The 25,934-nt window shown below is 70.6% G+C and carries 17 protein-coding genes; 4 read left to right on the top strand and 13 right to left on the bottom strand.

All coding sequences use genetic code 11. The annotated features are described in order from the left end of the window. Positions 1-216: 216 nt before the first annotated feature. From H305_RS46765 to H305_RS0122135, 4 genes are all read right to left on the bottom strand, one after another. Positions 217-1,956, bottom strand: coding sequence for a DUF4153 domain-containing protein (locus H305_RS46765; protein ID WP_234021005.1), 1,740 nt, complete (start codon positions 1,954-1,956; stop codon positions 217-219). Between the two features lie 354 nt (positions 1,957-2,310). Continuing rightward, positions 2,311-3,240: an ADP-ribosylglycohydrolase family protein gene (locus H305_RS0122125; RefSeq protein WP_028802306.1), complete on the bottom strand. Its 930-nt coding sequence runs from the start codon at positions 3,238-3,240 to the stop codon at positions 2,311-2,313. A 12-nt stretch (positions 3,241-3,252) separates the two neighbouring features. Further along, positions 3,253-3,912, bottom strand: coding sequence for a histidine phosphatase family protein (locus tag H305_RS0122130; protein WP_028802307.1), 660 nt, complete (start codon positions 3,910-3,912; stop codon positions 3,253-3,255). 104 nt (positions 3,913-4,016) lie between these two features. After that, positions 4,017-4,622 (bottom strand): YdbC family protein, encoded by a 606-nt coding sequence (locus H305_RS0122135; protein WP_028802308.1) that lies wholly within the window; start codon positions 4,620-4,622, stop codon positions 4,017-4,019. Between the two features lie 155 nt (positions 4,623-4,777). On the opposite strand from H305_RS0122135, the gene H305_RS0122140 reads away from it, so the two are divergent. Next, on the top strand, positions 4,778-5,311 hold the full coding sequence (locus tag H305_RS0122140) for a TerD family protein (protein WP_028802309.1): 534 nt from the start codon (positions 4,778-4,780) through the stop codon (positions 5,309-5,311). Positions 5,312-5,676: 365 nt separating this feature from the next. Here the strand turns inward: H305_RS0122140 and H305_RS0122145 are convergent, their stop codons facing one another. After that, positions 5,677-8,580: a vitamin B12-dependent ribonucleotide reductase gene (locus H305_RS0122145; protein ID WP_028802310.1), complete on the bottom strand. Its 2,904-nt coding sequence runs from the start codon at positions 8,578-8,580 to the stop codon at positions 5,677-5,679. Between the two features lie 150 nt (positions 8,581-8,730). Continuing rightward, positions 8,731-9,285 (bottom strand): transcriptional regulator NrdR, encoded by a 555-nt coding sequence (gene nrdR, locus H305_RS0122150; protein ID WP_028802311.1) that lies wholly within the window; start codon positions 9,283-9,285, stop codon positions 8,731-8,733. Between the two features lie 519 nt (positions 9,286-9,804). Here nrdR and lexA point away from each other — a divergent pair. Further along, a complete protein-coding gene (lexA, locus tag H305_RS0122155) occupies positions 9,805-10,581 on the top strand; it encodes a transcriptional repressor LexA (protein ID WP_028802312.1) in 777 nt (258 codons plus the stop codon). A 203-nt stretch (positions 10,582-10,784) separates the two neighbouring features. On the opposite strand, the gene H305_RS0122160 is transcribed toward lexA, so the two are convergent. The 6 genes from H305_RS0122160 to H305_RS46770 form a co-directional block, all read right to left on the bottom strand. After that, positions 10,785-11,231, bottom strand: a complete 447-nt coding sequence (locus H305_RS0122160; RefSeq protein WP_028802313.1) for a DUF1772 domain-containing protein — start codon at positions 11,229-11,231, stop codon at positions 10,785-10,787. Positions 11,232-11,664: 433 nt separating this feature from the next. Next, the gene (locus H305_RS0122165; protein WP_028802314.1) at positions 11,665-13,641 is read right to left on the bottom strand and encodes an ATP-dependent DNA helicase; all 1,977 of its coding nucleotides are present in this window, start codon (positions 13,639-13,641) and stop codon (positions 11,665-11,667) included. Positions 13,642-13,729: 88 nt separating this feature from the next. Further along, positions 13,730-15,757 carry an IucA/IucC family protein gene (locus tag H305_RS0122170; RefSeq protein WP_028802315.1) on the bottom strand — a complete coding sequence of 676 codons (2,028 nt, stop codon included), beginning with the start codon at positions 15,755-15,757 and terminating at the stop codon, positions 13,730-13,732. 57 nt (positions 15,758-15,814) lie between these two features. Next, entirely contained in the window at positions 15,815-16,714 is a 900-nt protein-coding gene (locus H305_RS0122175; RefSeq protein WP_028802316.1) for a GNAT family N-acetyltransferase, read from the bottom strand. Positions 16,715-16,753: 39 nt separating this feature from the next. Continuing rightward, positions 16,754-18,853 carry an IucA/IucC family protein gene (locus H305_RS0122180; RefSeq protein ID WP_028802317.1) on the bottom strand — a complete coding sequence of 700 codons (2,100 nt, stop codon included), beginning with the start codon at positions 18,851-18,853 and terminating at the stop codon, positions 16,754-16,756. Between the two features lie 745 nt (positions 18,854-19,598). Next, a complete protein-coding gene (locus tag H305_RS46770) occupies positions 19,599-21,044 on the bottom strand; it encodes a diaminobutyrate--2-oxoglutarate transaminase family protein (RefSeq protein WP_234021006.1) in 1,446 nt (481 codons plus the stop codon). 528 nt (positions 21,045-21,572) lie between these two features. On the opposite strand from H305_RS46770, the gene H305_RS0122190 reads away from it, so the two are divergent. Together H305_RS0122190 and H305_RS0122195 are read left to right on the top strand one after the other, a co-directional pair. Further along, positions 21,573-22,802 carry a trypsin-like serine peptidase gene (locus H305_RS0122190; RefSeq protein ID WP_028802318.1) on the top strand — a complete coding sequence of 410 codons (1,230 nt, stop codon included), beginning with the start codon at positions 21,573-21,575 and terminating at the stop codon, positions 22,800-22,802. Positions 22,803-22,990: 188 nt separating this feature from the next. Then, on the top strand, positions 22,991-24,166 hold the full coding sequence (locus H305_RS0122195) for a trypsin-like serine peptidase (protein WP_028802319.1): 1,176 nt from the start codon (positions 22,991-22,993) through the stop codon (positions 24,164-24,166). A gap of 164 nt (positions 24,167-24,330) precedes the next feature. On the opposite strand, the gene hflX is transcribed toward H305_RS0122195, so the two are convergent. After that, positions 24,331-25,824 carry a GTPase HflX gene (gene hflX / locus H305_RS0122200; RefSeq protein WP_028802320.1) on the bottom strand — a complete coding sequence of 498 codons (1,494 nt, stop codon included), beginning with the start codon at positions 25,822-25,824 and terminating at the stop codon, positions 24,331-24,333. Positions 25,825-25,934: the final 110 nt, after the last annotated feature.

Here is a 25,934-nt window from a genome sequence, read left to right on the forward strand (position 1 = left end):
ACCTCGGGGACGACGCCGTCGGCGTCCATCCGGGACGTCGCCGGCCCTGACCGGGCACGCCGTCGCCCTCCATCGGGCACGACCCCTGGGGCCCACATCCGGTACGACGCCGTCGGCGAACTTCACGCCTCCTGAGCGCCCTGCCTGGAGCTGCCCTGGACCCTTCCGTCCTGCCGGCCCTCCTGGCCTCCTCCGCCCTGCGGGCCCCAGCCCCTCTCAGCGCAGGTACATGACGTCGTCGCTCACCCGGCGGCACGCGGACCAGTCCACGTCCGGCGCCGGCGGCCGGTCACGCAGGATGTCCCGGGCGCGGGCCTCGCCCCAACTTGTCGCGTACCAGGGGTCGTCGCTCTCCCTCAGGTCGTCCGCGATGGGCCGCAGCGCGCACGACCGCAGGGGCTCCTTCAGCTTGTCGAGCGCCGGTACGGCGTCGGCGGACAGGCTTCCCGCGTAGTCGAGGTCGAACTTGCCCGTCTCCTCGTAGCGCTGGACATTGCGCTCGGCGATCAGACCGTCCGGCGACATGAGCCCGAAGGCCAGCACTCCCACGGCCGCACTGGCCGCGACCGCGCGCGGCAGCCATCGGGCTCCCCACACGCCGGCCGCCATGATGAGCACGATGACGACGCCGAGCCACACCTCCACGGCCAGCACGGAGACTCGCAGCCGCGTCAGGCCGTAGGCCTCCACGTACATGTCCATGCGCCGCACCGCCGAGGCCACCACCACGATCGCCAGGGCGCACAGGGTTCCCAGCACGCCCCGCACGAGGGTCCAGTCGCGGGCGTCGCCGCGGGGTGCCCAGCGGAGCGCGAAGACCACGACGAGCAGGGTCAGGAGGGTGACCAGCAGCAGCTGCCAGAACCCCTGGCGTGCGTACTCGGAGTACGTCTGGCCGGTCTTCTCGAGGACGGCTTCGTAGCCTCCGAAGAGCACGGCAAGCTGCACTGCGTTGAAGGCGGCGAAGAGCGCCGTGAGCACGACCAGCGGAAGGGCCCACTCGACGCGGCCGCGGGGGCGGCCGGCGGGCACCTGGACCCGGTCCCACTGGACGGGTGCGGCCGCCGTGTGGGCCGCCGCGAGCGCTCCGACCACACCGAACGCGAGGAGCACCAGGCGCCACGGGCCGCCGGAGACGGACGCGTCGGGCATGAGGTCGCCCAGCAGATTGGCGAAGGCCGCGTCGGCTCCGGCGAAGAGGGCCCCGAAGACCAGCAGCAGGACCGCGGTGACCACGAGCGCGCGGAGCACCGCACCCACACTGCGGCGACGCCCGCCGAACCGTTCACGCACTCCGCGCCAGCCCCAGGCCGGACCGGTGACCAGGGAGTTGAACATGCCGATGGGGCCCAGCAGGACGGCCGGCCAGGTACGGCCGCCGTGCAGTGCGAGTGAGCCCAGCGCGATCGCGCTCACGACGGCGAGGAACGAGGGCCAGTCCGCGTCACGGAGGGCCGGAACGACCAGCAGCCCGATGCCGCCGGCCGCCCAGACCACCGTCCAGGCGCGCATACGTCGTCCCGCCTCCTGGGCGGCGAAGTAGGCGGCGACAGCGGCCGGGACCGCGACCAGCAGGAGATTGACCGCCAGACCGTCGCCGAGCAGGAGCATGCTGAGCAGCCCGGTGGCCAGCGCAGCCCACAGCGTGGCCGTACGCACGGGGGCGGGCTGCCTCACCTGAAGGTCGGCCGTCCAGGGAGTGGGCGACGGCGGCACGGCCCAGTCGGCGCCCCCGCCCGCGGCTCCCTTCCCGTCCCCGCCGTCACCGTCGCCGTCACCTTCGCCGTCGTCCGCGCCCGAGCCCGTGTCCTCACGGCCGGAAGGGTCTTCCGGAGCGGTGGTGGCCTTCGCCGTGGTCACGGGAGGCTCCGTCGACGCCGCCTGATCCCTGACGTCCTCCGCCTCCCTCGCTTCCTTCGCCTCCGGCGCTCTCGGCTTCGGCGGCCCCTGCTCCATCGGCTCGGGCGTGGACGGTATGTCGGACACGGGACCCCCTCCCAACCGGCAGCGGACAGCCCACGGCACGCCGTTACGGCGGAGGCTGACGACCGGTGTCTTGTTCGGCGCTCGCCCGCGATGATCAACGGGCCGCGTGGCGGACAGGGTATCCACGGGCCAGGCGCCCGACGGTGCGGCGGCGTGGCTGTAGCAAGCCTGTGACAGACACGGCCGGCGCCCGGTGACACCACGGCACGGCACCCGGTGGCTCCGCAGCGCCCAGCGGCACCCGGCACCGCAGCGGGCGGCATCACAGCACAGGTGCCGGTGCCGGTGCCGGTGCCGGCACCGAAAGCGCCCTGCTGACGGGACCTACGCGCCGCCCGCCGCCGCCCCGAACGTGGCCCCCGGCACCCAGTCCGGCAGGGACTCCGTGGCCTCCACCCAGGTCTCGGGGGGCGCGCCCGCCCGCCCGGAGGCGATCACGCCGCCGACGATGGCGCAGTTGGTGTCCACGTCGCCGCCCACCTGGGCGGTGCTCCAGAACGCCTTCTCGTAGTCGCCCAAGGACCGGGCGGCCGACCACAGCGCGAACGGCACGGTGTCGTGCGCCGACGTGCGCCGACCGCAGCCCAGGACGGCCGCCACGGTGCCGGCGTCCCCGTAGTCGAGCATGTCCCGGGCTCGTCGCAGCCCGGCGCCGACCGCGCTGCGCGGGACGAGCGCGACGACGCCGTCGAGCAGGGCCTCGGGGCTCGGGGGTCCCGCCGGGTCGGCGGCCAGTGCGGCGGCCGCGGCGACGGCCATGGCACCGACCACGGCCTCTCGGTGCTGGTGCGTCGGGTAGGCCGAGATCTCCGCCTGGTGGGTGGCCTGTTCCGGGTCGTCCGCGTACCAGGCGCCGAGGGGCGCGATGCGCATCGCGGCGCCGTTCCCCCAGGAGCCCTGGCCCTTGAACAGGGCGGACGCGAGCTCGCGCCAGTCGCCGCCCTCCCGGACCTGTCGCAGCAGCCGGTTGACCGCGGGGCCGTAGCCGCGGTCGAAGTCGTGGTGCTCGGCGAAGGAGCGGGCCAGTTCGTCCTGGTCGATACGGCGGTGCGCGGCGAGCACGGTCACCACGGAGCAGGCCATCTCCGTGTCGTCGGTCCACTGCCACTGGTGGGGCGGCAGCTCACGGCGCTTGAGCAGCGGGTAGTTCGCGGGCACGAAGAACTGCGAGCCCAGCGCGTCTCCCACGGCGAGTCCGCGCAGGCTGGCCAGGGCGCGGCCGAGGCGCCCTTCGGTCGAGGAGTCAGCGATCATCGCCCTGCCACTCTATCCGGTGGCTCCGTACGACTCAGGGTCACGCCACCGCTCGAAAGGTCGGTCAAGCGTGTACTTGCCGTCGTCTCCCAGAACGAGCATGCGTGTCTCCCCGTTCCCCGGATTGGACAGCGACTCGAATTCCGCCACCGTCCAGTGGAACCAGCGCATGCAGAACAGCCGCATGGCCAGGCCGTGGGTCACGATGAGGACGTTGGGCGGGTGGTCGGGAGCCTCGAAGCTCCGGTAGAGGCTCTCCAGGAAGCCGCCGACCCTGTCGTACACGTCGGCACCGGACTCGCCCTGCGCGAAGCGGTAGAAGAAGTGCCCGTAGGCGTCGCGGTACGCCTTCTGGAGGCGGACATCGTCGCGGTCCTGCCAGTTGCCCCAGTCCTGCTCGCGCAGCCGCGGCTCCTCGCGCACCCGGACGAGCGCGGGGTCGAGGTGGAAGGCGCGGAACGTCTCATGCGTACGACGGTACGGCGACACGTAAACGCTTACGCGCTCCTGCCCGAAGAGCTCCCGCAGTTTCTTGCCCGTCTCCTCCGCCTGCTGCCAGCCCTTCTCGGTGAGCGGCAGGGCGTGGTCGGGTTCGCGTTCGTACACGGTGTCATCGGCATTGCCCACCGACTCGCCGTGCCGGACCAGAACGATGCGCCGTGGTCGTGCCATGCCAAAACCCTAGATCGTGTCACCGTGGATCGAGCAGCCGTACGGGCTCCATACGGCGTAGGTCACACAGCTTCCCCACGTGATGACGACGTCCGGGAGCCTCCTCAGACCGTCCAGGCGGGCTCCAACTGCACGATGTCGCCCGCGAGGGCCGCGACGTCGGCCTCGATCTGGGCGCGCAGCGCGAGCCTTTCCACGCGCTCCGCGCGGTACTTGCCGTGCTCCGCGGCGGACTGCCACATCGACAGGACCAGGAACTCGCTGCCCGGCGCCTCGCCGAAGAGGCCCCGCACCATGCCGGGCGAGCCCGCCATGGCGGGGTTCCAGACCTTCTCCTGCATCAGTGCGAAGTGCTCGGCCCGTTCCTCGTGGACCCGGCAGTGCGCGACCCGCACCAGATCGGCGTCACTGAAGCGCGGCTCGAAGCCGGTCTTCACGTCGAAACGATGATCGAACAGCTTGACCTGGGAGTCCTTGAAGGTGCCCGACTGGGCGGCGGCGAGCCGGTCGTGGGAGCGGGCCATGAAGGAGTCGTAAAAGGCACGGCTCTCCCAGAAGGCGAAGATGTGTGCGACGCCGGACCGGCCCGTGCTCCATCCGCCACCCTGTCCCCGGAAACCCGGCTCCCCCAGAAGCCCCGCCCACTTTCGCTGCCCCCGTTCGAAACCGCGGCGGTCGACCACGGTGCAGCGAATCCACTTGACCAGCACCGCGCCATCGTAAGGCCACGGAGCGTGGCGCCGGTCACGCTCCGGCGGAGTACATCCGCGCGAGCGCCCCGGCGCACGTGGCACGATGGACAATCGGCGCTGCCAGCAGGGCAGTTGGGCCGAAGAGCAGTTGGGGAACGGGGAGGGGAGATCCGGTGAACGGCCTCAACAAGGGCATCCGCAAGGTCGAACTGGCGGTGAAATGGGATCCGAGTCCCGTGGGTGAGCCCGCGACCGACCTCGACATCATCGCGGCGACCTACACGGTGGACGCGGCGAGCGGAACACCCGAGTACGTAGTGCACTTCGACAGCCGTTCGCCGGACGGCACCATCTATCTGAACCGGGACAGCAAGGACGGCAAGGGCTTCGGCTGGGACGAGGTCATGACGCTGGAGCTCGACCGTCTCAACAGCCGCTACGCGCGCGTGGTGGTCGGCGTCCTCATCCAGCAGCGCGCCGGCCACAAGAGCTTCGTGGGCGTGCTGAACCCCGGTTTCCGGATGCGGGAGAACTACACGGTGCTCGCGGAGGGCGATTTCGCGGACGTCCTCGGGTCCACGGCCGCCACGCTCGGGGAGTTCGTGCGCGACGCCGCGGGCGGGTGGACCTTCCACCCCGGGGTCCGCGGCTACGACACGGACCCGGCGACCTTCCCCAGGGTCATGGGCAGCGCCCAGGACGCCTGAGCGGGCCCTCCTGGGACCGTCGCACTCCTCCGCGGGCCGGGTTCTCCCGAAGCGCGCTCCTGCTGGGGCAGTGAGAAGCCTGAAGGGCGGCACGGCTGCGGGCCGCGCCGCCCTTCAAGGGGGCTTCTCGCTCATCGGCGGACGGAGGACTCGATTCTCTTGATCATGGTCCGGAGCATGTCACGACGGCCGACAAGCCTGTTGCCCGGTCGCCGCACAAGGGGCCGCGCGAGGCGCCGCGGCAGCCTGCTGCACGACCGCCGTACCAGGCCACGCGGCCAGGCGTCACAAACGCCGAGGGCGGTGGAGCCGAGACCGGCTCCACCGCCCTGTGAAGGCAATTCACACCTCAGCGGCGCCCAGGATCAGCTGCAGCCGCTGGTCGAGCCGCAGCCCTCGCAGATGTAGCAGGATCCGGCCCGCTGCATCTTCGTGCCGCAGGAGAAGCACAGGGGGGCGTCCGCCTGGATGCCCAGCTGCATCTCGACCAGTTCGGCACTGGTGTGCGCCTGCTTCGGGGCGGGCTCGGCCGCCTCGACCTCGGCCTTGGGGGTGGCGACGGCCTTCAGCTCCTGCGCGCGCGGCGCGGACTGGGCCAGCCCCTCCACGTCGACCTCGACATCGTCGATGGTCGGCTCGTAGGAGCCCGTCTCCAGGTGGCGCTGGCGCTCCTCGGCGGAGTGGATGCCGAGCGCGGAGCGCGTCTCGAAGGGCAGGAAGTCGAGCGCCAGGCGGCGGAAGATGTAGTCGACGATCGACTGCGCCATCCGCACGTCCGGGTCGTCCGTCATGCCGGCCGGCTCGAAGCGCATGTTCGTGAACTTCGAGACGTACGTCTCGAGGGGCACGCCGTACTGGAGACCCACGGAGACCGCGATCGAGAAGGCGTCCATCATGCCCGCGAGGGTGGAGCCCTGCTTCGACATCTTCAGGAAGACCTCGCCGAGACCGTCGTCCGGGTAGGAGTTGGCGGTCATGTAGCCCTCGGCGCCACCCACCGTGAAGGAGGTGGTGATGCCGGGACGGCCCTTGGGGAGGCGCTTGCGGACCGGGCGGTACTCGACGACCTTCTCGACGGCCTCGCGGATCGTCGCCTCGGTCTTCGCGGTCACCTCGGCCTTCTCGTCCTCCTTCTTCTTGGCGGAGAGCGGCTGGCCGACCTTGCAGTTGTCGCGGTAGATCGCGAGCGCCTTGACGCCCATCTTCCAGGCCTCGAAGTAGACCTCCTCGACGTCCTCGACCGTCGCCGTCTCCGGCAGGTTGACGGTCTTGGAGAGGGCGCCGGAGATCCACGGCTGGATCGCGGCCATCATGCGGACGTGGCCCATCGCCGAGATGGAGCGCTCGCCCATGGCGCAGTCGAACACCTCGTAGTGCTCGAGCTTGAGGCCGGGAGCGTCGATCACATTGCCGTGCTCGGCGATGTGGGCGACGACCGCCTCGATCTGCTCCTCCTGGTAGCCCAGGCGACGCAGGGCCTGCGGCACGGTGCCGTTGACGATCTGCATCGAGCCGCCGCCGACCAGCTTCTTGAACTTGACCAGGGCGAGGTCGGGCTCGAGGCCGGTGGTGTCGCAGGACATCGCGAGACCGATGGTGCCGGTCGGGGCGATGACGGACGCCTGCGCGTTACGGAAACCGTTCTTCTCGCCGAGGCGGACGACGTCCTGCCAGGCCTCCGTGGCGGCGGCCCAGATCGGGCTGTCCAGGTCGTCCATGCGGACGGCCGCGGTGTTGGCGTCGGCGTGCTGCTTCATGACGCGCTGGTGCGGGGTGGCGTTCTTGGCGTAGCCCTCGTAGGGGCCGACGACCGCGGCGAGCTCCGCGGAGCGCTTGTACGACGTACCCGTCATCAGCGATGTGATGGCACCGGCGAGGGCACGGCCGCCGTCGGAGTCGTAGGCGTGGCCGGTCGCCATCAGCAGGGCGCCGAGGTTGGCGTAGCCGATGCCGAGCTGACGGAAGGCGCGGGTGTTCTCGCCGATCTTCTGAGTCGGGAAGTCCGCGAAGCAGATCGAGATGTCCATCGCGGTGATGACCAGCTCGACGACCTTCGAGAAGCGCTCGACGTCGAAGGACTGGTGTCCCTTGCCGTCGTCCTTCAGGAACTTCATGAGGTTCAGCGAGGCGAGGTTGCAGGACGTGTTGTCCAGGTGCATGTACTCGCTGCACGGGTTCGAGCCGTTGATACGGCCGGACTCCGGGCACGTGTGCCAGTGGTTGATCGTGTCGTCGTACTGGATGCCCGGGTCGGCGCACGCCCAGGCGGCCTCGGCCATCTTGCGGAAGAGCGCCTTGGCGTCGACCTCCTCGATGACCTCACCGGTCATGCGGGAGGTGAGCCCGAACTTGCCGCCCGACTCGACGGCCTTCATGAACGCGTCGTTCACGCGGACCGAGTTGTTGGCGTTCTGGTACTGGACGGACGTGATGTCGTCGCCGCCCAGGTCCATGTCGAAGCCCGCGTCACGGAGGGCGCGGATCTTCTCCTCCTCCTTGACCTTGGTCTCGATGAAGTCCTCGATGTCGGGGTGGTCGACGTCGAGGATGACCATCTTCGCCGCGCGGCGCGTGGCGCCACCCGACTTGATCGTTCCCGCGGAGGCGTCGGCACCGCGCATGAAGGAGACGGGACCCGAGGCGTTGCCGCCCGAGGAGAGCAGCTCCTTGGAGGAGCGGATGCGGGAGAGGTTCAGGCCGGCGCCGGAGCCGCCCTTGAAGATCATGCCTTCTTCCTTGTACCAGTCGAGGATCGACTCCATGGAGTCGTCGACGGACAGGATGAAGCAGGCGGAGACCTGCTGGGGCTGGGGCGTGCCGACGTTGAACCAGACAGGGCTGTTGAAGCTGAAGATCTGGTGCAGGAGGGCGTACGCCAGCTCGTGCTCGAAGATCTCGGCGTCAGCGGGCGAGGCGAAGTACTTGTAGTCCTCACCGGCCTTCCGGTAGGTCTTCACGATGCGGTCGATGAGCTGCCTGAGGCTCACCTCGCGCTGCGGGGTGCCGACGGCACCGCGGAAGTACTTGCTGGTGACGATGTTGACCGCGTTCACCGACCAGAAGCCGGGGAACTCGACGCCACGCTGCTCGAAGTTGACCGAGCCGTCGCGCCAGTTGGTCATGACGACGTCACGACGCTCCCACTCCACCTCGTCGTACGGGTGCACCCCGGGGGTGGTGTGGACGCGCTCGATACGCAGTCCCTTGCTGCCCTTGGCTCCGCCCTTGGCGCGGGAACCTCGTGCCGGACCGCTCGCCGTCTCTGTCATGCCGCCTCCCTGTATCGGGCTAAAACGCCCTGAAGTGCCTCGTTCTTCCCGTGGCACGGTGTGTGTCTGGTGCTGCGCGCGCCGCTGTGCGGCCGCCCGCAGCGGGTCTGTGGTCGCCGCCGACGGGGCCGATCCGTGTGGGCCCGTCCGTCAGTCGGCGGCGGTGGCGGGCACGGGGACCTGGACGGCCCCTCCGGACCCGCGGTCGTCTTCCGGGCGCTCCGCATCCGTGTCTCCGTCGTCCACGGCGCGGCGCTGCCTCGTGCCTTCCCTGAGTTCCGCGATGGCGGCCTCGAAGTCCTCGAGCGAGTCGAACGCCCGGTAGACGGACGCGAACCGCAGATAGGCGACGAGGTCGAGTTCCTGCAACGGGCCGAGTATGGCCAGCCCCACGTCGTGCGTGGTCAGCTCGGCACTTCCGGTGGCGCGCACCGCCTCCTCGACCCGCTGGCCGAGCTGGGCGAGTGCGTCCTCGGTGACGGGCCGGCCCTGGCATGCCTTGCGCACACCGTTGATGACCTTGGTGCGACTGAAGGGTTCGGTCACGCCGGAGCGCTTGACCACCATCAGCGAGCACGTCTCCACGGTCGTGAAACGACGGGAGCAGTCGGGACACTGGCGACGCCTGCGGATCGACGTGCCGTCATCGGTCGTACGGCTGTCGACGACGCGGCTGTCGGGGTGCCTGCAGAAGGGGCAGTGCATGGCTCCAACCCTCCTTCACAGCACGACTCATAGACCTCGGGAGACCTCACGGGCCCCTCGAAGCAGCCCCAAGCATAGGCGATTCCCGTGGGCCCGAAGACCCGGGGGACCACAACTTCTGGGTCGCTGCCGCAATCCAACCACTAGATGTGGGGCTCGGTCCGAAAATTCACACACGACCCGCGTGTCGCGCACGTAATGGCATGTGCCGCATGGACATACCCGTCACGGACACCCGGGGGATAGCGTGGGCGACGCACGGAAGGGGGGCCGGTCCTCGGCCTACCGGGTGCCGGATGGCAGACTGGACGGCGCCCAGATCGGCTGTCGCGGCCTTCACCCTCGGCGGTGAAGAGTACAGCAATGGGCCCTTTTGTCCGCCAGGTACCGTGCGAGCTATACACCCGGATTCATGATCACGTCAGCTATTTCACGGTTTTTCACTCGAACGTGTGTTTGGCGCAACCTTTCGAAAGCAACTACCGTTGTCCAGCAGGGAGACCATCGAGAGGGGCCGACGTGACCACGACCGCAGACAGTGCCACCATCACTGCCCAGGACCGCTCCCAGGGCCGATTCGAGGCGGTGCACGCGATGAACGAAGCCGCGAATCATGAGGGACCCAAGCGCTCCCTGCCGGGTCGACCTCCAGGCATCAGGGCGGACAGCTCCGGACTCACGGACCGACAGCGCCGGGTCATCGAGGTCATCAGGGACTCCGTGCAGCGGCGCGGCTACCCGCCGTCGATGCGGGAGATCGGCCAGGCGGTCGGCCTCTCCAGCACCTCCTCGGTCGCGCACCAGCTGATGGCGCTGGAACGGAAGGGCTTCCTGCGCCGCGACCCGCACCGCCCGCGGGCGTACGAGGTCCGGGGCTCCGACCAGGCGTCGGTGCAGCCCACGGACACGGCGGGCAAGCCGGCCGCGTCGTACGTCCCGCTCGTCGGCCGTATCGCCGCCGGTGGCCCCATCCTCGCCGAGGAGTCGGTCGAGGACGTCTTCCCCCTCCCCCGGCAGCTGGTCGGTGACGGCGAGCTGTTCGTCCTCAAGGTCGTCGGCGACTCGATGATCGAGGCCGCCATCTGCGACGGTGACTGGGTCACCGTCCGCCGCCAGCCCGTGGCCGAGAACGGCGACATCGTGGCCGCCATGCTCGACGGCGAAGCCACGGTCAAGCGCTTCAAGCGCGAGGACGGGCACGTCTGGCTCCTCCCCCACAACTCCGCGTACCAGCCGATCCCCGGTGACGAGGCGACCATCCTCGGCAAGGTCGTGGCCGTCCTGCGCCGCGTGTAACACCCTGCGAGGGGCGAGACGGTCCGCCCCACCCATGACCGGGCCCCGGAACCAACTGCGCCGGTTCCGGGGCCCTGTGCGTCCACCGCCTCCGCGGCCGGGGCGCACTCGTCGTCTGCGCCGCCGCAGGTCCACGGTGGACGCGTTCGCCACGTGAGGCCTTCGGCTCGTTCACCGTCCCCCCGCGATCGGCCGTCGACGCGTCACGCCAGGCCGACGACCAGCAGGACGAACGCCGCGACGATCACAGCGACCCGCACATAGTGGAACCGGTCCCAGCGGCCGACCTGCCGCTTCCAGTCCGCCGGCACGCTCTCCCTGGTCCACTCGGCGACGCGGGAGTTGATCGGGACCAGCAGGGCGATGGACATGAGCACGCTCAGCACGAGCAGAGCGGTGGCCGTGACCACGAGACGCGCCTCCGCGTCGCCCCACGCCGAAGCCGCCCAGACGGAACCGAGTACGACCGACCCGATGTACCAGAACGGCATGACCTTGCCGAGCACTCGGGCGCCGTCACTGCGTGCCGCGAGACCGCCGTCGTTCGGCAGCCGGTCGAGGATCGGATTGACGAAGGCCGCCACCGCGAACTCCACGCCCACCATCACGCCGACGACCACCACAGTGACGATGGCCAGTATGTGCTGCATGTCTGCTCCCGAAGTTCTCCGCGATTTTTTCTAGCGCTGCTAGGTGATGAGGCAATGCTAGTCATAGCGTCGCTTGAATGTCTAGCGTTGCTAGCAAAATGGCCTGCGAGAGCATCGGCAGGTGGAACTCCGGTGGGCCGGTGCGCGCGTGGGGCGGGGCGACAAGACGCGACGAAGCCACCGGCAGACGAGGCGTGGCGGCTGCGGGTGGCGTGGATGGTGCGGTCGACCTTCGGCCTCTCGGAGACGGAGCCGGCGCCCACAGGTCGGTCGTAGGAGCACGGGCGACTGGGCGGCCATCGGCTCTGCGGAAGGCGCTCAGACGGCCACGGGTCGGCCGGAGAGAGGTGCGTGGCGACGCGGACGGCAGAAGACGCGCGGACGGCCACCCACCGGTGTGTGGGCCGTCGCCGTGTTCGGCCGCCCGCCCCGGTTACGCCTCTTCCGACTTCCGGGCCGCCTCGTCGATCGCGGCGAGAGACCTGCGGACCTGATTGCGATCCGTCGTATACCAGAAGTCGGGCAGCGACGCCTTCAGATAGTTGCCGTAGCGCGCCGTGGCCAGGCGCTGGTCCAGTACGGCTACGACGCCACGGTCGCCCGACGCCCGGACGAGGCGGCCCGCGCCCTGGGCCATGAGGAGCGCGGCATGGGTGGCGGCGACCGCCATGAAGCCATTGCCGCCGGCGTCCTCGACGGCCTTCTGGCGGGCGCTCATCAGCGGGTCGTCGGGACGCGGGAAGGGGATCTTGTCCATGACGACCAGTTGGCAACTGGGTCCCGGCACGTCGACACCCTGCCACAGGGACAGCGTGCCGAACAGACAGGTCTTGGGGTCGGCCGAGAAGTTCTTGATCAGCTCGCCGAGCGTCTCCTCACCCTGCAACAGGATCGGGTATTCCGGGATGCGCGACCGCAGTTCCTCGGCCGCGAGCTGGGCCGCCCGCATCGAGGAGAACAGCCCGAGCGTACGACCGCCGGCGGCCTGGATCAGCTCGGTGAGCTCGTCCAGCATGTCCCCGCGGTCGCCGTCCCGCGCGGGGCGTGACAGGTGCTTGGCGACATAGAGGATGCCCTGCTTCGGGTAGTCGAACGGCGAGCCGACGTCGACGCCCTTCCACTGCGGGAGGTCCTCGCCCTCCGTGCCCTCGGGGGCAAGTCCCAGCGAGGCACCGACGCCATTGAAGTCGCCGCCGAGCTTCAGCGTGGCCGAGGTCAGCACGACGGAGCGGTCGGCGAACAGTTTCTCCCTGAGCAGCCCGGACACGCTCATGGGAGCCACCCGGAGCGAGGCACCGAAACGGTCGTGGCGCTCGTACCAGACCACGTCCCACTCGGAGCCGTTGGTGATGCGCTCCGCCACGTCGTGCACGCTCTCCACGGACGCGAGGGCCTGCTTGCGCACCGCGTCCTCGTCCTGGACGGACTTGTCACGGGTGCTGCCGATCGCCGAGATCACCGTACGCGCGGCGTCACGCAGAGCCATCAGGGCGTACCCGAGGTCCTCCGGGATCTCCTCCAGGCGTCCCGGCAGCGCCAGCTCCATGAGGCGCTCGAAGCCCTCGGCTGCGGTCTGGAGCTGGTCCGCGGCCTTTTCGTTGACGAGTTTGGCGGCGCGGCGGACCGCGCGGTTGACCTGGCCCGGGGTGAGCTCGCCCGTGGCGACGCCGGTGACCCGGGACACCAGCTCATGGGCCTCGTCGACGATCAGCACCTCGTGCTGCGGGAGGACCGGCGCGCCCTCGATGGCGTCGATCGCGAGCAGCGCGTGATTGGTGACGACGACCTCGGCGAGTTTGGCCCGCTCGCGTGCCATCTCGGCGAAGCACTCCGCTCCGTACGCACACTTGCTCGCGCCCAGGCACTCGCGGGACGACACGGACACCTGGGCCCAGGCGCGGTCGGACACGCCGGGCGTGAGGTCGTCGCGGTCGCCCGTCTCCGTCTCGTCGGACCAGTCCCGCAGCCGGAGCAGGTCCTGGCCCAGCTTGCTGGTGGGTGCGGCGGCCTCGAACTGGTCGAAGAGGCCCTCCTCCTCGTCCTGCGGCACTCCCTCGTGCAGGCGGTGCAGGCACAGATAGTTCGACCGGCCCTTGAGCATGGCGAACTCCGGCCGGCGGCGCAGCAGCGGGTGGAGCGCGTCCACTGTGCGCGGCAGGTCCCGCTCCACGAGCTGCCGCTGGAGTGCCAGGGTGGCGGTCGCCACGACGACCCGCTCCCCGTGCGCGAGGGCCGGCACCAGATAGCCGAGGGACTTTCCGGTGCCGGTGCCCGCCTGGACCAGCAGATGGGAGCTGTCGTCGATTGCGTCGGCGACTGCTTCGGCCATGGTCACCTGGCCGGGGCGCTCCGTGCCGCCGACGGCGGTGACGGCGGCATGCAGGAGTTCGGGGAGTGAGGGCTTCGTCATAGCGCTGCCACCCTACGGGGCTCCACTGACAGTCGGGCGATCACGGCGGCCGCGACCGACGTGATCGAGACGGGTACGGGATGTGTGATCAAGGCTGGTGCAGGGGGTTCGGGACGGTGCCGTGGACGGCGGCGTGCGGACGGTCGGGGCGGTCACGGTAGCCGTCGAGGTGCAGCCGATTGCGGTTGAGGCAGAGGCGCTCGATACGGGGCGTGAGCAGGTCGAACATCTCGTAGCGTTTCTTCAGCTCCGGGAACCGCGCCTGATGGCGGACGATCTCCGCGCGTACGAGAGACCAGAACTCGTCCTCCGGGACGCCCAATTGTTCTTCGCAGAGGGGTGCGAGGTAGCGGAACACTCCCACGAAGAGCCCGGAGTGGATGAACTGGATCAGGAACTCGGGCGGCTCGGCGAGCAGCACCCGTCGTACTTCGTCGGGCATGGACGCGTGATCGGGAAGCGGCTCGACGCTCACGTTGACGTCGTCCACGAAGTCCTTCACGGCGAGCCGGACCGGTACGTCGTGGTCGTCGAAGACAACGATCGTGTTCTCTCCGTGTGGGCTGAACACAGTGCCGTACCGGTACAGGAAGTGGAGCAGCGGCGGCAGCAGTGCGCCGAAGAGGCGGCGCAGCCAGGCCTTCGGCGCGAGCCCCGAGCGCCCGACGAGCTGCGCGGTGAAGGCGCGGCCCTGCGGATCGGTGTGCAGCAGCGCGGCCAGTGTGCGGGCGCGCTCGCCCGGGGCGAGCCGACGGGACAGCGGCTCGCGCCAGATCGCCCCGAGCAGTTCCTTGTACTGGTAGGGCACCTCCGGAATGCCGTCGTAGACCGGATGCCCGACGGTCACGGAGGCGACCTCGCCGAGGAGGATCACCCCGCAGGTGTCCCGCAGGAACGGGTCGGTGTCACACAGGCTGTACATCCAGGAGGTGACGGCCGGGGCCGCGAGCGTCCGTTCCGTCGGCAGGCCCCGCCATACCAGGGTGTTGAGTACGGATAACGGCAGCTTCAGGGTGTGCCGGTCCGGGCGGGAGACGTTGAGGAACGTACGGATCGACTGTTGCGGCAGTCGCAGGTCGCCGTCCGAGTGCAGGGGCACGATCCGGCCGGCGGCGACGTCGGACGTGAACAGGGGCAGCACGACGTCGTCCCACTGCCAGGGGTGCACGGGCAGGTAGAGGTACGACTCCGGGGCGAGCCCGCGCGCGCGAAGGACGCCGTCGAAGGACTCCCTGACCATGGGGGCGAGCTCGCGCGCGTAGAGCTGTTCCGCGGTGTCGAGGCCTGGAACGCCGCGGTAGGCGGCCAGCGAGGTGTGCACCGCGATCCAGGGCAGGGCCGTCGTCTTCCGGGCCTCCGGTGCCCAGTCGCCCGCGTCCCGTGCGGAGAAGCCGAGGCGGCCTTTGTTCAGCACGAGCCATGGGTGCCCGGTCTGGTGGCCCTCCAGTTCGGCGTACCCCAGCTCGGCGAGCTCTGCCGCGGTGAGAGCGTCGTGGTCGAGGCGCGCGTCCGCCGCGAGGGTGGTGCTCATCTCGCGGATGGCGTGGCCGAGCGTCGCCCCGTCGAGTCGCAGCACTCCGCGGGCACGCGTGAGGAACCGGATCGGGTCGGTGAAGGGCCGCGGTTCCCCGACCCGCTCCGTGAGAGTGAGCGAGTCGGGGTTCACCCGCCAACTGCCGTACGCGGTACGGCGGGCGCGAAAGGACAGGGTGCCCTGGTCGTCGAGCGGGAGGGAGTAGCGGGAGAGGGGGGTGTGTGGGCCTGCGGTCGCGACCGGCTGTCCTTCCCCTGGCCCCGCCTCGTGCTCATGGGACTCCCCTACGTCGCCACGCTCCCGCTCCCGCTCTCGCCCGGCTCCGGGCTCCCGCCCGTGGCCGCGCTCCGGCCCGTGGCCGCGCTGGGCCGCGGGCGCGGCCTCCGGCTCCGGCTCCGGCTCCGGCCCCCGAAACAACTCCGGCTCCGGCTCCGGCTCGATGATCCCCTCGTACGCGAACTCGCTGATCATCTTGGCGAGCAGGCGGCGGCCGGCCCGCTCCCATCGGTCTTCGAGCAGCTCAGGCGGGTCGTACAGGGAGGGTGTCGCTGCGGAGGCCGGGTTTGCGGAGAAATTCGGCACGGGGACTCCTCGACATGGAACCGGAACGGGACGAGCGGTGTACCAAGAGTGACGGCGCTACAACAGATCGCGCAGGGCCCGGTCTCGGACCATGAGGGCTGCCCGCTTGTCGGGCAGGTCGACCTCGGCGGAGAACCGGAAGCCGGCGCTCAGGAAGGCGGAGACGGAGGGGGTGTTGCGAAGGTCGGGTTCCGCGACGACACGCGCGCATGAGGGGCGGCACTCGAGCGCGTGGTCGGCCACGGCTCTGAGCAAGGCGGAGCCGAGCCCTCGCCCACGATGGGCGACGCCACCGATGAGGAGGTGAATTCCGGTGTCGTTCGGTCGAGCGGGGTAGTGGCGGGCCAGGGGATCGAGATCCGCGCGGTAGATCTCCCAGTAGCTCATCGGGGTGCCGTCCAGCAGTCCGAGGCAGGGCACGCTGCGCCCGTCGCCGTCGAGTTGGAGGCGCAGGTGTTCTTCGGTCACGGACCCGGGCCCGGCGAGCTTCCAGAATTCGGCCACGACCGGGTCGTTCATCCAACGGGTGATCAGGGTCAGGTCGCGTTCGACTCGCACGGGGACGAGCTGGAAGACGCCCACGGGGGTGCTGGTCGGCCCCCAGCCGCCCACGCGATCGAGCAGGTCGTCGTCCGCCGACGCGACGTACGTGCTCTCCGTCGCACCGACCTGCGGGATGCCTGCGCCGCCGCCCCGGCCCTCTACGGCTCCGTCCACGGCCCCCGGGACGGAACCGTCCCGCCCGTCGGCTGTCTCCGCGAAGTACGCGAGGAGCTCTTCGGGGAGGCGCAGGTCGAGGGTGTCCTCGACGTCCGCGCCCGCACAGGGGGCCAGGTCGGAGTCCGAGGGCGGGCTTGTGTCGGTGCCGGATTCACAGCCGGATGCGTCGGCACGTCCCGGGACGGGTGCGGGCGCGGGTGCGGTGTCGGCGTCGGTGCTCGCGTCGGTGGGAGGCACGGCGACGCTCCTCTCAGGAGACGGGGTGGGGCATGTTCCTCAGGAATGAAGGGGGTTGGAGATGGTGACGTAGACGGACTGGGTGTCGACGGGCCCGACGAGCTCGTCGAGGCCGTGCAGTCGGGTCAGCAGGTTGGCCTTGCAGCGCAGGACCGGTGATTCGAGCAGCCGGGCGGGAAGGGGGGTGCGCAGCCGGGCGGGGCCGGTGGCCACGTCGGCGAGGAATCGGCGGAAGGCGGCGAGCAACAGCCCCTCGTCGGCGAGGTGCTGGGACCCGAACGCTCCGATGAGACCGAACACGTTGTTGATGCCGAGGTAGTAGGCGAAGCGTTCGTCGGTGACCTCGTCGGAGACGAAGGTGTCGCTGCGGGCGCCGATGCCGGACAGCCTCGCGTCGAGCTCCGCGCGCCGGGACTCGCGGAAGTAGTAGCCCTGGTTGTCCCGGAAACGGCCGCCCCGGGGCCAGCCTTCGGGGTCGAGGAGGAGCAGCGTGTTCTGCTGGTGCGCCTCCAGGGCGATGCCCGCCTCGCTGTCCAGCCAGAGCACCGGGCGTACGACGTGGTGCAGGTAGCGCAGGAACCACTCGGTGGCGACGGCGCCGCGGGGACGACCGGTGCGCCCGGCGAGCCCGGTGATGATCTCTGTGAGCCTGGACCTCATCGAGGGCCGGTCCGCGAGCGTCCTGCCACTGCCGGACAGGACGGCCGGGCGGGGCGACACCAGCCCGGCGATGCAGCCGGCGTCGTCCGTCGGGCTGAAGGGGTTGTGGCGGATCACGACGTCGAGTCCCGGCAGCGGGTTGCCGTCCGGGCCGTCGACGGCGAGCCAGGCCGGGTCCCGCACGATGTCGAAGCCGGGGTGGGCGGCCCGCCACTGCTCGGACAGGCCGCCGCGCAGCAAGCGGTGGACCTCCACTCCGCGGTGGAGTTCCTTGCGGAGGTTCTCACGGCGGGAGTTGGTGATGCGCAGGCCCAGGGACAGTTTGAGCATGGCGGGCGCGTCGGAGCGGTGGACGGTGCGGACCGAGGAGGTGGGGTGCCACGGGACGCCCTGCGCGCCGAGGTCTTTGAGCAGGCCGGCGTCCATCAGTTCGGCGGTCTCGCGCCGGTGCCGGACCTCGCGCATCTGCCAGGGGTGCAGGGGCAGGGCGGCGGCGTACCCGGCGGGCAGCGGGAGTTCCGCGCCCGCCAGCCGCAGGGTGAGCTGCTCCGCGGAGACGGGGCGGCCGAGCTCCGTCCATGCGGAGTCGGTTGCGAGCACGGAGGGGGCGATCGCCATCCAGTGCAGGGGGAAGGAGCCACGCAGTTCGGGCGAGTAGAGCCGGGCCTCGGCCTCTGAAAGCCCTTCGCGGCCCTTCGGTGTGGGGTGCAGCGGATGACCGAGCAGGAGCGCCTGTTCCGCGGCGAGGAAGAGGTGGGGCGCGTCCGTGGGCCGCTGTCTGCGGTCGCTGATGAAGGCGGCGGTGCGGTGCACGGAGTCGGCGACGCGGCCGACGAGGTCGGCTCCAGCGAGGCCGGCGCCGTATTCCGCACGGGTGCCGTGTCCGGGCTCCTCGGTTCCCCCGGCTGCTCCGGTTCCGGCGGCCCTCCCAGCTGATCCGGATACCTCGGCTGCTCCGGTTGCTTCTCCTTCGGCTCCCCCGGCTGCTCCGGTTGCTTCTTCCGCGGCTCCCCGGGCTGCTCCGGTTCCGTCGGCTGCCCCGGCTGCCGTGGCCGTTTCGCGGGTGATCAGGGCGGCTACGGTCACCGCGTCCGCGGGCGGTACCCCCTCGGGGGCGCCGGCGAGACAGGGCAGGCCGAAGCGGTGCCAGCCGGTGGCGGACCAGTAGTGCACGGGGACCAGGAGGCTCGTGCCACTGGCGGGGAGGGGAATGCGGAGCGTGCCGTCGGCAGGGGCGGCCAAGTCGTTCTCCCGCACCCAGCAGCGCAGCAGGTTCTCGACCGCCGCCGCCTGCGCAGCGGTCTGCGCGTCAGGGTGTTCCAGCAGGTCGGCGGTGGCGCCACGCAGTCGCTCGGACGCCCTGACGCCCTCCTTCTGCCGGGGCACCGTCTCGGCTCCCGTCATCGGCCGGGTCTGTGTGCCGCGGACCGCGCGCTCGTTGCTGTCGGGGCGGCCGTCTGGTGCGGGGGTGGCGTTCACGGGAGTTCCTTGTGGGGTCGTTCGGACTCGTGCGGCGACGAGTCGGTCGCTACGGGTAGGTGGGCCTTCGGCTTTCCTGGTCGGTTCGGACGGGGCCGGCTCGTCCGGGACGGGCTGGTGGTCCGGGCTGGGCCGGCGGTCAGGCTGAGGCAGCCGTTCCGGCCGGGCTGGTCGTCCTGCTCGGGCCGGTCGTTCAGGCCTCGCGGCTCGTTCAGATCAGGCGGGCCGTTCAGGCCAGGCGGGTGGTTCAGGCCAGGCGGGTCGTACCGCTCGGGCTGGTGATGGCGTCGGGCCGGCGCCCGGACTCGTAAGGGCACTCGGCCTTCGTGCTCGGGCCCGGAGCTCGGACGCCGGGCGCGGGCCCTGCCCCACAGCTGTCCCACCACGCTGCGCCCGACGCACCGCGGACACCCGACCGGCCGGCCGGAGCGAGTGCTCCGGCGCCGGCTGGACCGGACGCCCGGTGACCGGCCGGGACGCGCACCCCACGTCGTGGCGTGCCGAGCGCCCCAGGGACGGGAGGGCCGGGCGACCCTGACAAGGGCGAGACGAGCGGACCGCGTCGAGGCAGGACGGTCGAACCGCGTCAGCGCGGGACGGGCCCGCCGCCTGCTCCGCCGGTTCGTCAGGCTCTGCCGCTTCGATCGGCCCGGCCGCCCCCGCCGCATGGTCCGGACGCACCGCCCGCTCCCGCGCCCCGGCCCCGATCCCGGCCCCGCCGAGCGCTTCCCGCAGCCCCCGCCCACTATGGGCTCCGCCACCGCCCCACGCCCTCGTCGCGCGGCATGCCCTTGGTGCGTGGCGGGCACCCGCCCGGCGGACCGCATGCGCCGCCGGGTGGTCCCTCCTCGTTTCGGGGACCGCCGAGGGGTGCGCGGACTGCGCCCTGCCCCAGGTCCCCTCGTGCGACGGCTGCCACCGCGTCGGCGAGGCGGTCGAGGACCGCGGTGGCCTGTTCGTCGCTGATGGTGAGGGGAGGAAGGAGTCGCACCACGCTGGAGTGGCGACCGCCCAACTCGACGATGAGCCCTCGGCGCAGGCACTCCCGCTGGACGGCGGCGGCGAGTTCGGGTGCGGCGGGCCGGGGGCCTCCTGCGGGGTCCGGGGCCGCTTCGGGGTGCACGAGTTCGACGCCGATCATCAGGCCTCGGCCGCGCACGTCGCCGACGCAGGGGAAGTCGTCCGCGAGCAGGCGCAGTTGGGACAGCATGTGGGCTCCCACGGTGCCCGCGCGCTCGGCGAGACCGTTCTCGCGGACGTGGGCGAGGGTCGCCGCACCCGCGGCCATGGCGAGTTGGTTGCCGCGGAACGTGCCGGCGTGGGCGCCCGGTTGCCAGACGTCGAGGTCGTCGCGGTAGACGACCACGGCCAGCGGCAGGCTGCCGCCGATGGCCTTGGACAGCACCATCACGTCGGGCGTGATCCCGCTGTGCTCCACGGCCCAGAAGGTGCCGGTGCGGCCCACGCCGGTCTGGACCTCGTCAGCGATCAGGGGGATGGACCGTGCCGCCGTGATCTCGCGCATTCGCCGCATCCAGCCGTCGGGCGCGGGAATCACCCCGCCCTCGCCCTGGACGGGTTCGAGGATCATCCCGGCGGGGTGCGGTACGCCCGACTTGGGGTCGTCGAGCACGGACTCGGTCCAACGCGCGGCGAGTTCGGCGCCGTGGTCGCCGCCGACGCCGAACGGGGAGCGGTATTCCTGCGGATACGGCAGGCGTGCGACCCGTACGTCGGTCGCGCCCCCGGATGCTTCGAGCGCCCCCGCCGTCATCCCGTGGTAAGCGCCTGTGAAGGCGAGCAGCCCCGCGCGGCCGGTCGCCGTGCGCACCAGTTTGAAGGCCGCCTCGACCGCGTCCGTCCCGGCCGGCCCGCAGAACTGCACCCGGGCACGGTCGGCGAACTCGCGGGGCAGTGTGCGGAACAGCTCCGTGGTGAAAGCGTCCTTCACCGGGGTGGCGAGGTCGAGGACGTGCAGCGGGGCCCCCGAGTCGAGGACCTTTCTGATGGCCTCCAGGACCACCGGATGGTTGTGCCCCAGGGCCAGGGTGCCCGCGCCGGAGAGGCAGTCGAGGTATCGGCGTCCGTCAGCGCCTTCGATGGTCAGGCCGCGGGCCCTCACGGGAACGATCGGCAAGGCACGCGCATAGGTGCGGGCCGCCGACTCTCGCGCCGATTGGCGCCGCAGAATACCCTCGTGCGCCGCGCGCGCCCCCTCGGACGCTCCGGGAACAGCTTCGGGCGCCGTGTCGGAGGTGACGGGCACACCGGCCCGCTCCCCCTCTGACGGCCCAGTCGCCCCCACCGGCACCACCGCAGACTCGGTCACGGCCACTAGTACAGGTCCTCCCGCTGTGCACAGGCGAGTTGGCGAGGGGTTCTGAACACAGGCGGCAGGCCCCCCGTACGTACCAACGACGCGGCGCGTCCGGGGAAGCGGGTGAGTCGAAGATCCTTGCCGTGACGGAACCGTTGCCGTTCCGTCGGATGTCCCCCACAGCGACCGCATAAGGTGTGGTGCCGTTCAGCCTTATCGAACGATCAAGGTCGATCGGCTTCCCGAGGTCCCGAACCGGGGGTCCGGTTTGACCGGTCCGCACCAAGCCGCATATACGCACGCGTACGACGGACACGACGGCATACGCACGCGTACGACGGACACGACGACGTACCCGCACCAGCAGCGCACAGTTCTCTGACGTCCAGGGGGAGTTACACCATGCGATCCATACGTCCGCCCTTCGCCGCCCGTCGAGGGAGGGGCGCGCGCCGCAGAACCTCCCCCGTGCTGGCCGCGATCGGCCTCACCGCGGCGCTGGCACTGACCGCCACCGCCTGCAACTCGGGGGACGACAAGGCGGGTGGCGAGCCCAGTGCGTCCGCGACCCAGGGCGGCGACGACAAGATCAAGATTCCGGACGACATCAAGAACAAGCTCAAAGAGCACGGCATCGATGTCGACAAGTGGAAGAACGGCGCCTGGAGGAACTGGGACAAGGACGACTGGCTGCGCGAGGCGGACGACTTCATCAACCCGATCATCAAGGGTCTGTGGGACCCGGACCGGATGCGTGGAGCCGACGACCCCGACAAGGACAAGGGCGTCGACGACAGCGATCTCTCCGGTGACCAGGGAGTCACCGACCCGACCCCGGCTCCCGTGACGGCGCAGGCCGTGAAGCCCGCGTACCACGGCAGCGTGCCGGTGGCCGGCAAGGTGTTCTTCGACGCCCCCGAGGGCACGATGGTCTGCTCGGCGACGGTGGTCGAGGACCCGGCGCATCCGGGCAAGTCCAATCTCGTGTGGACCGCGGGCCACTGCGTGCACGCCGGCAAGAAGGGCGGCTGGTACCGCAACATCGCCTTCGTGCCCTCGTACAACGACTCGGGGATGACCTCCGCGCAGTTGGAGAAGGCCGGCCGGCAGCAGGTCGCGCCCTACGGCGTGTGGTGGAGCGACTGGGCCCAGACCTCGGACCAGTGGATCGAGCAGGGTGGCTCCACGGGCGGCCAGGGTGCCCCGTACGACTTCGCCGTGCTGCATGTGACGCCGGAGAAGGGCAGCGACGGCAAGTCCCTCGAGGAGACCGTCGGTTCCGCGCTCCCGGTGAACTTCAACGCTCCGGCCGTGCCGAAGGTGTCGAGCCTCACGGCGACGGGCTATCCGGCGGCGGCGCCGTTCGACGGTCAGAAGCTGTTCCAGTGCACGGACAAGCCGGGGCGACTGTCGGTCACGCAGGCGGACCCGACGATGTACCGCATCGGCTGCACCATGACGGGTGGCTCGTCCGGCGGCGGCTGGGTGGCCGCGGGGTCGGACGGCAAGCCGGCGCTGGTGTCCAACACCTCGATCGGCCCGGTCAAGTTCGGCTGGCTGGCGGGCCCGCGCCTGGGCAGTGTGGCCAAGGGTGTGTACAACTCGGTGAGCGAGAAGTTCGCCGGGCAGTGACGCGAAGGACGTAGCGGCGCTCGGACAGACGGCGATGGGCCGGCTCACGGGAACTTCACCGGCTCACCGCCGTTCGTCCCCGACCGCACGGACATGGTGGGGTGTCGCGTCCGGGCGGGTTACGCGCACGGCCACCCCACATCTGATCAGCACATGACACATCAGCTCCAACGGGGGGTTTCGGCACCATGCGTTCGACTCACCGGCGAAGGCGCCTGTTCGCCGCCACCGGACTCGTCGCGGCCCTGGCGCTCGCCGCCACCGCCTGCGACTCCGATGACGACAAGGCGAGCGACAAGCCGAGCACGCCCGTCAGCCAGGGCGGCGACGACAAGATCAAGATCCCGGGTGACATCAAGGACCGGCTCAAGGAGCACGGCATCGATGTCGGCCAGTGGGAGAACGGCGGCTGGAAGAACTGGGACAAGGACAAGTGGCTCAGTGAGGCCAAGGACTTCGTCAACCCGGTGATCGACGGTCTGTGGAAACCCGAGCGGATGAAGTCGGCGAAGGACCCCGACAAAACGATCTCCGCGAAGGACGCGGCCGCCGACCAGGGCGTCAGCGACCCCGACCCGGCACCCGTCGACGCCAAGGCCGAGAAGACCCCCTACCACGAGTACGCCGCCCCGGTCGGCAAGGTGTTCTTCGACTCCCCCGAGGGCTCGATGGTCTGCTCGGGCACGGTCGTCAAGGACGTGAACCACCCCGGCAAGTCGAATCTCGTGTGGACCGCCGGGCACTGTGTGCACGCCGGCGGCAGCGGCGGCTGGTACCGCAACATCGCCTTCGTGCCCTCGTACAACGACCAGGGCAAGTCCGAGTCCGAGCTGGGCAGCGCCACGGCGTCGGAGATCGCACCCTACGGCCAGTGGTGGGCGGACTGGGCCTCCACGTCGAACGAGTGGATCTCGGGCGGTGACGAGACGGGCGGTGCCGGCGCGCCGTACGACTACGCCGTGCTGCACGTGAAGCCGGAACAGGGGAGCAAGTCCCTCGAGGAGACCGTCGGCAACGCTCTGGCGGTGGACTTCTCGGCGCCGTCCGCGCAGGACGTCGACGCGATGGGGGCCTGGGGTTACCCGGCGGCACCGCCGTACAACGGTCTCGACATGTTCAAGTGCGTCGACCGGCCGGGCCGCCTCTCGCTCGACCCCGCGCTCCCGACGATGTACCGGATCGGGTGCACGATGACCGGCGGTTCCTCCGGCGGCGGCTGGTTCCGCGTGGTCGACGGCGAGACGAGGCTCGTCTCCAACACGTCGATCGGCCCGTCCGACAACACCTGGCTGGCGGGCCCGCAGCTCGGCAGGGGCGCCGAGGCGCTCTACCAGAGCATGAGCGAGGAGTACGGCGGCCAGTAAGCAGCGTCGCACGCGGCGCCGGCGGAACGCCGTCGCACGCGAGGCCGGCAGGCGCCGCACCCTCACCCAAGGCACTCACCCGGAACGACGAAGGCCCGCCCCCTGCGAGAGGGGGCGGGCCTTCTTGCTCGTCGGTCTCCGGCGTCGCGGAGCCCGGAGTGCGACTACAACGCCGGTGCCGGAACGTACGGCGCGAGGTCCGCCGCCAGTTCCTCGTGCACGCGCGCCTTGAGCAGCGTGCCCTCCGGGGTGTGCTCCTCGGAGATCACCTCGCCCTCGGTGTGCGCGCGGGCGACCAGCTTGCCGTGCGTGTACGGCACGAGCGCCTCGATCTCGACCGAGGGGCGCGGCAGATCGTTGTCGATGAGCGCGAGCAGTTCGTCGATGCCCTGACCGGTGCGGGCCGAGACCGCGATGGAGCGCTTCTCGATCCGCATCAGCCGCTGCAGCACCAGCGGGTCCGCCGCGTCCGCCTTGTTGATCACCACGATCTCCGGCACATCGGTGGCGCCGACGTCGCGGATGACCTCGCGCACGGCGGCCAGCTGCTCCTCCGGCGCGGGATGCGAACCGTCCACCACGTGCAGGATCAGGTCGGAGTCGCCGACCTCCTCCATGGTGGAGCGGAACGCCTCGACCAGGTGGTGCGGCAGGTGCCGTACGAAGCCGACCGTGTCGGCCAGCGTGTACAGCCTGCCGCTCGGGGTCTCCGCCCGGCGCACGGTCGGGTCCAGGGTCGCGAACAGCGCGTTCTCGACCAGGACGCCCGCGCCGGTGAGGCGGTTGAGCAGCGAGGACTTGCCCGCGTTGGTGTAACCGGCGATGGCGACGGAGGGCACCTTGTTGCGGCGGCGCTCCTGACGCTTGATCTCGCGGCCGGTCTTCATGTCCGCGATCTCCCGGCGCATCTTCGCCATCTTCTCGCGGATACGGCGCCGGTCCGTCTCGATCTTGGTCTCACCGGGACCACGGGTGGCGAGGCCGCCGCCCTTGCCGCCGCCCATCTGACGGGACAGCGACTGACCCCAGCCGCGCAGCCGCGGGAGCATGTACTGCATCTGCGCGAGCGCGACCTGCGCCTTGCCCTCTCGGGACTTGGCGTGCTGGGCGAAGATGTCGAGGATCAGGGCCGTGCGGTCGATGACCTTGACCTTGACGACGTCCTCGAGGTGGATCAGCTGGCCGGGGCTCAGCTCACCGTCGCAGATCACGGTGTCGGCACCGGTCTCCAGGACGATGTCGCGCAGCTCGTAGGCCTTGCCGGAACCGATGTACGTGGCCGCGTCGGGCTTGTCGCGGCGCTGGACGACGCCGTCGAGCACGAGCGCTCCCGCGGTCTCCGCGAGGGCGGCCAGCTCGGCGAGCGAGTTGTCCGCGTCCTGGATGGTCCCCGTGGTCCAGACACCGACGAGTACGACACGCTCCAGGCGGAGCTGCCGGTACTCGACCTCGGTGACGTCCTCCAGCTCGGTGGAGAGGCCTGCCACGCGGCGTAGCGCCGCGCGTTCGGAGCGGTCGAACTGCTCGCCGTCCCGGTCTCCGTCGATCTCGTGGCTCCAGGCGACGTCCTCTTCCATCAGGGCATCGGCCCGAAGACCTTCGGGGTAGTTCTGCGCGAAGCTCTGCGCGTCCTGGGAAGGGGAAGAAGAGGAGGTCATTGGATCCTTACGTAGATGGGAACACTTGTTCGGCGGACGTCGTCCGTCATAGAGGAGAACGTCCCCGGCCACCGGGAGATTCCCGGATTCCGCCGGGCGAACCCCTGAGG

Source organism: Streptomyces sp. 142MFCol3.1 (assembly GCF_000424945.1).
Lineage (GTDB): Bacteria > Actinomycetota > Actinomycetes > Streptomycetales > Streptomycetaceae > Streptomyces > Streptomyces siamensis.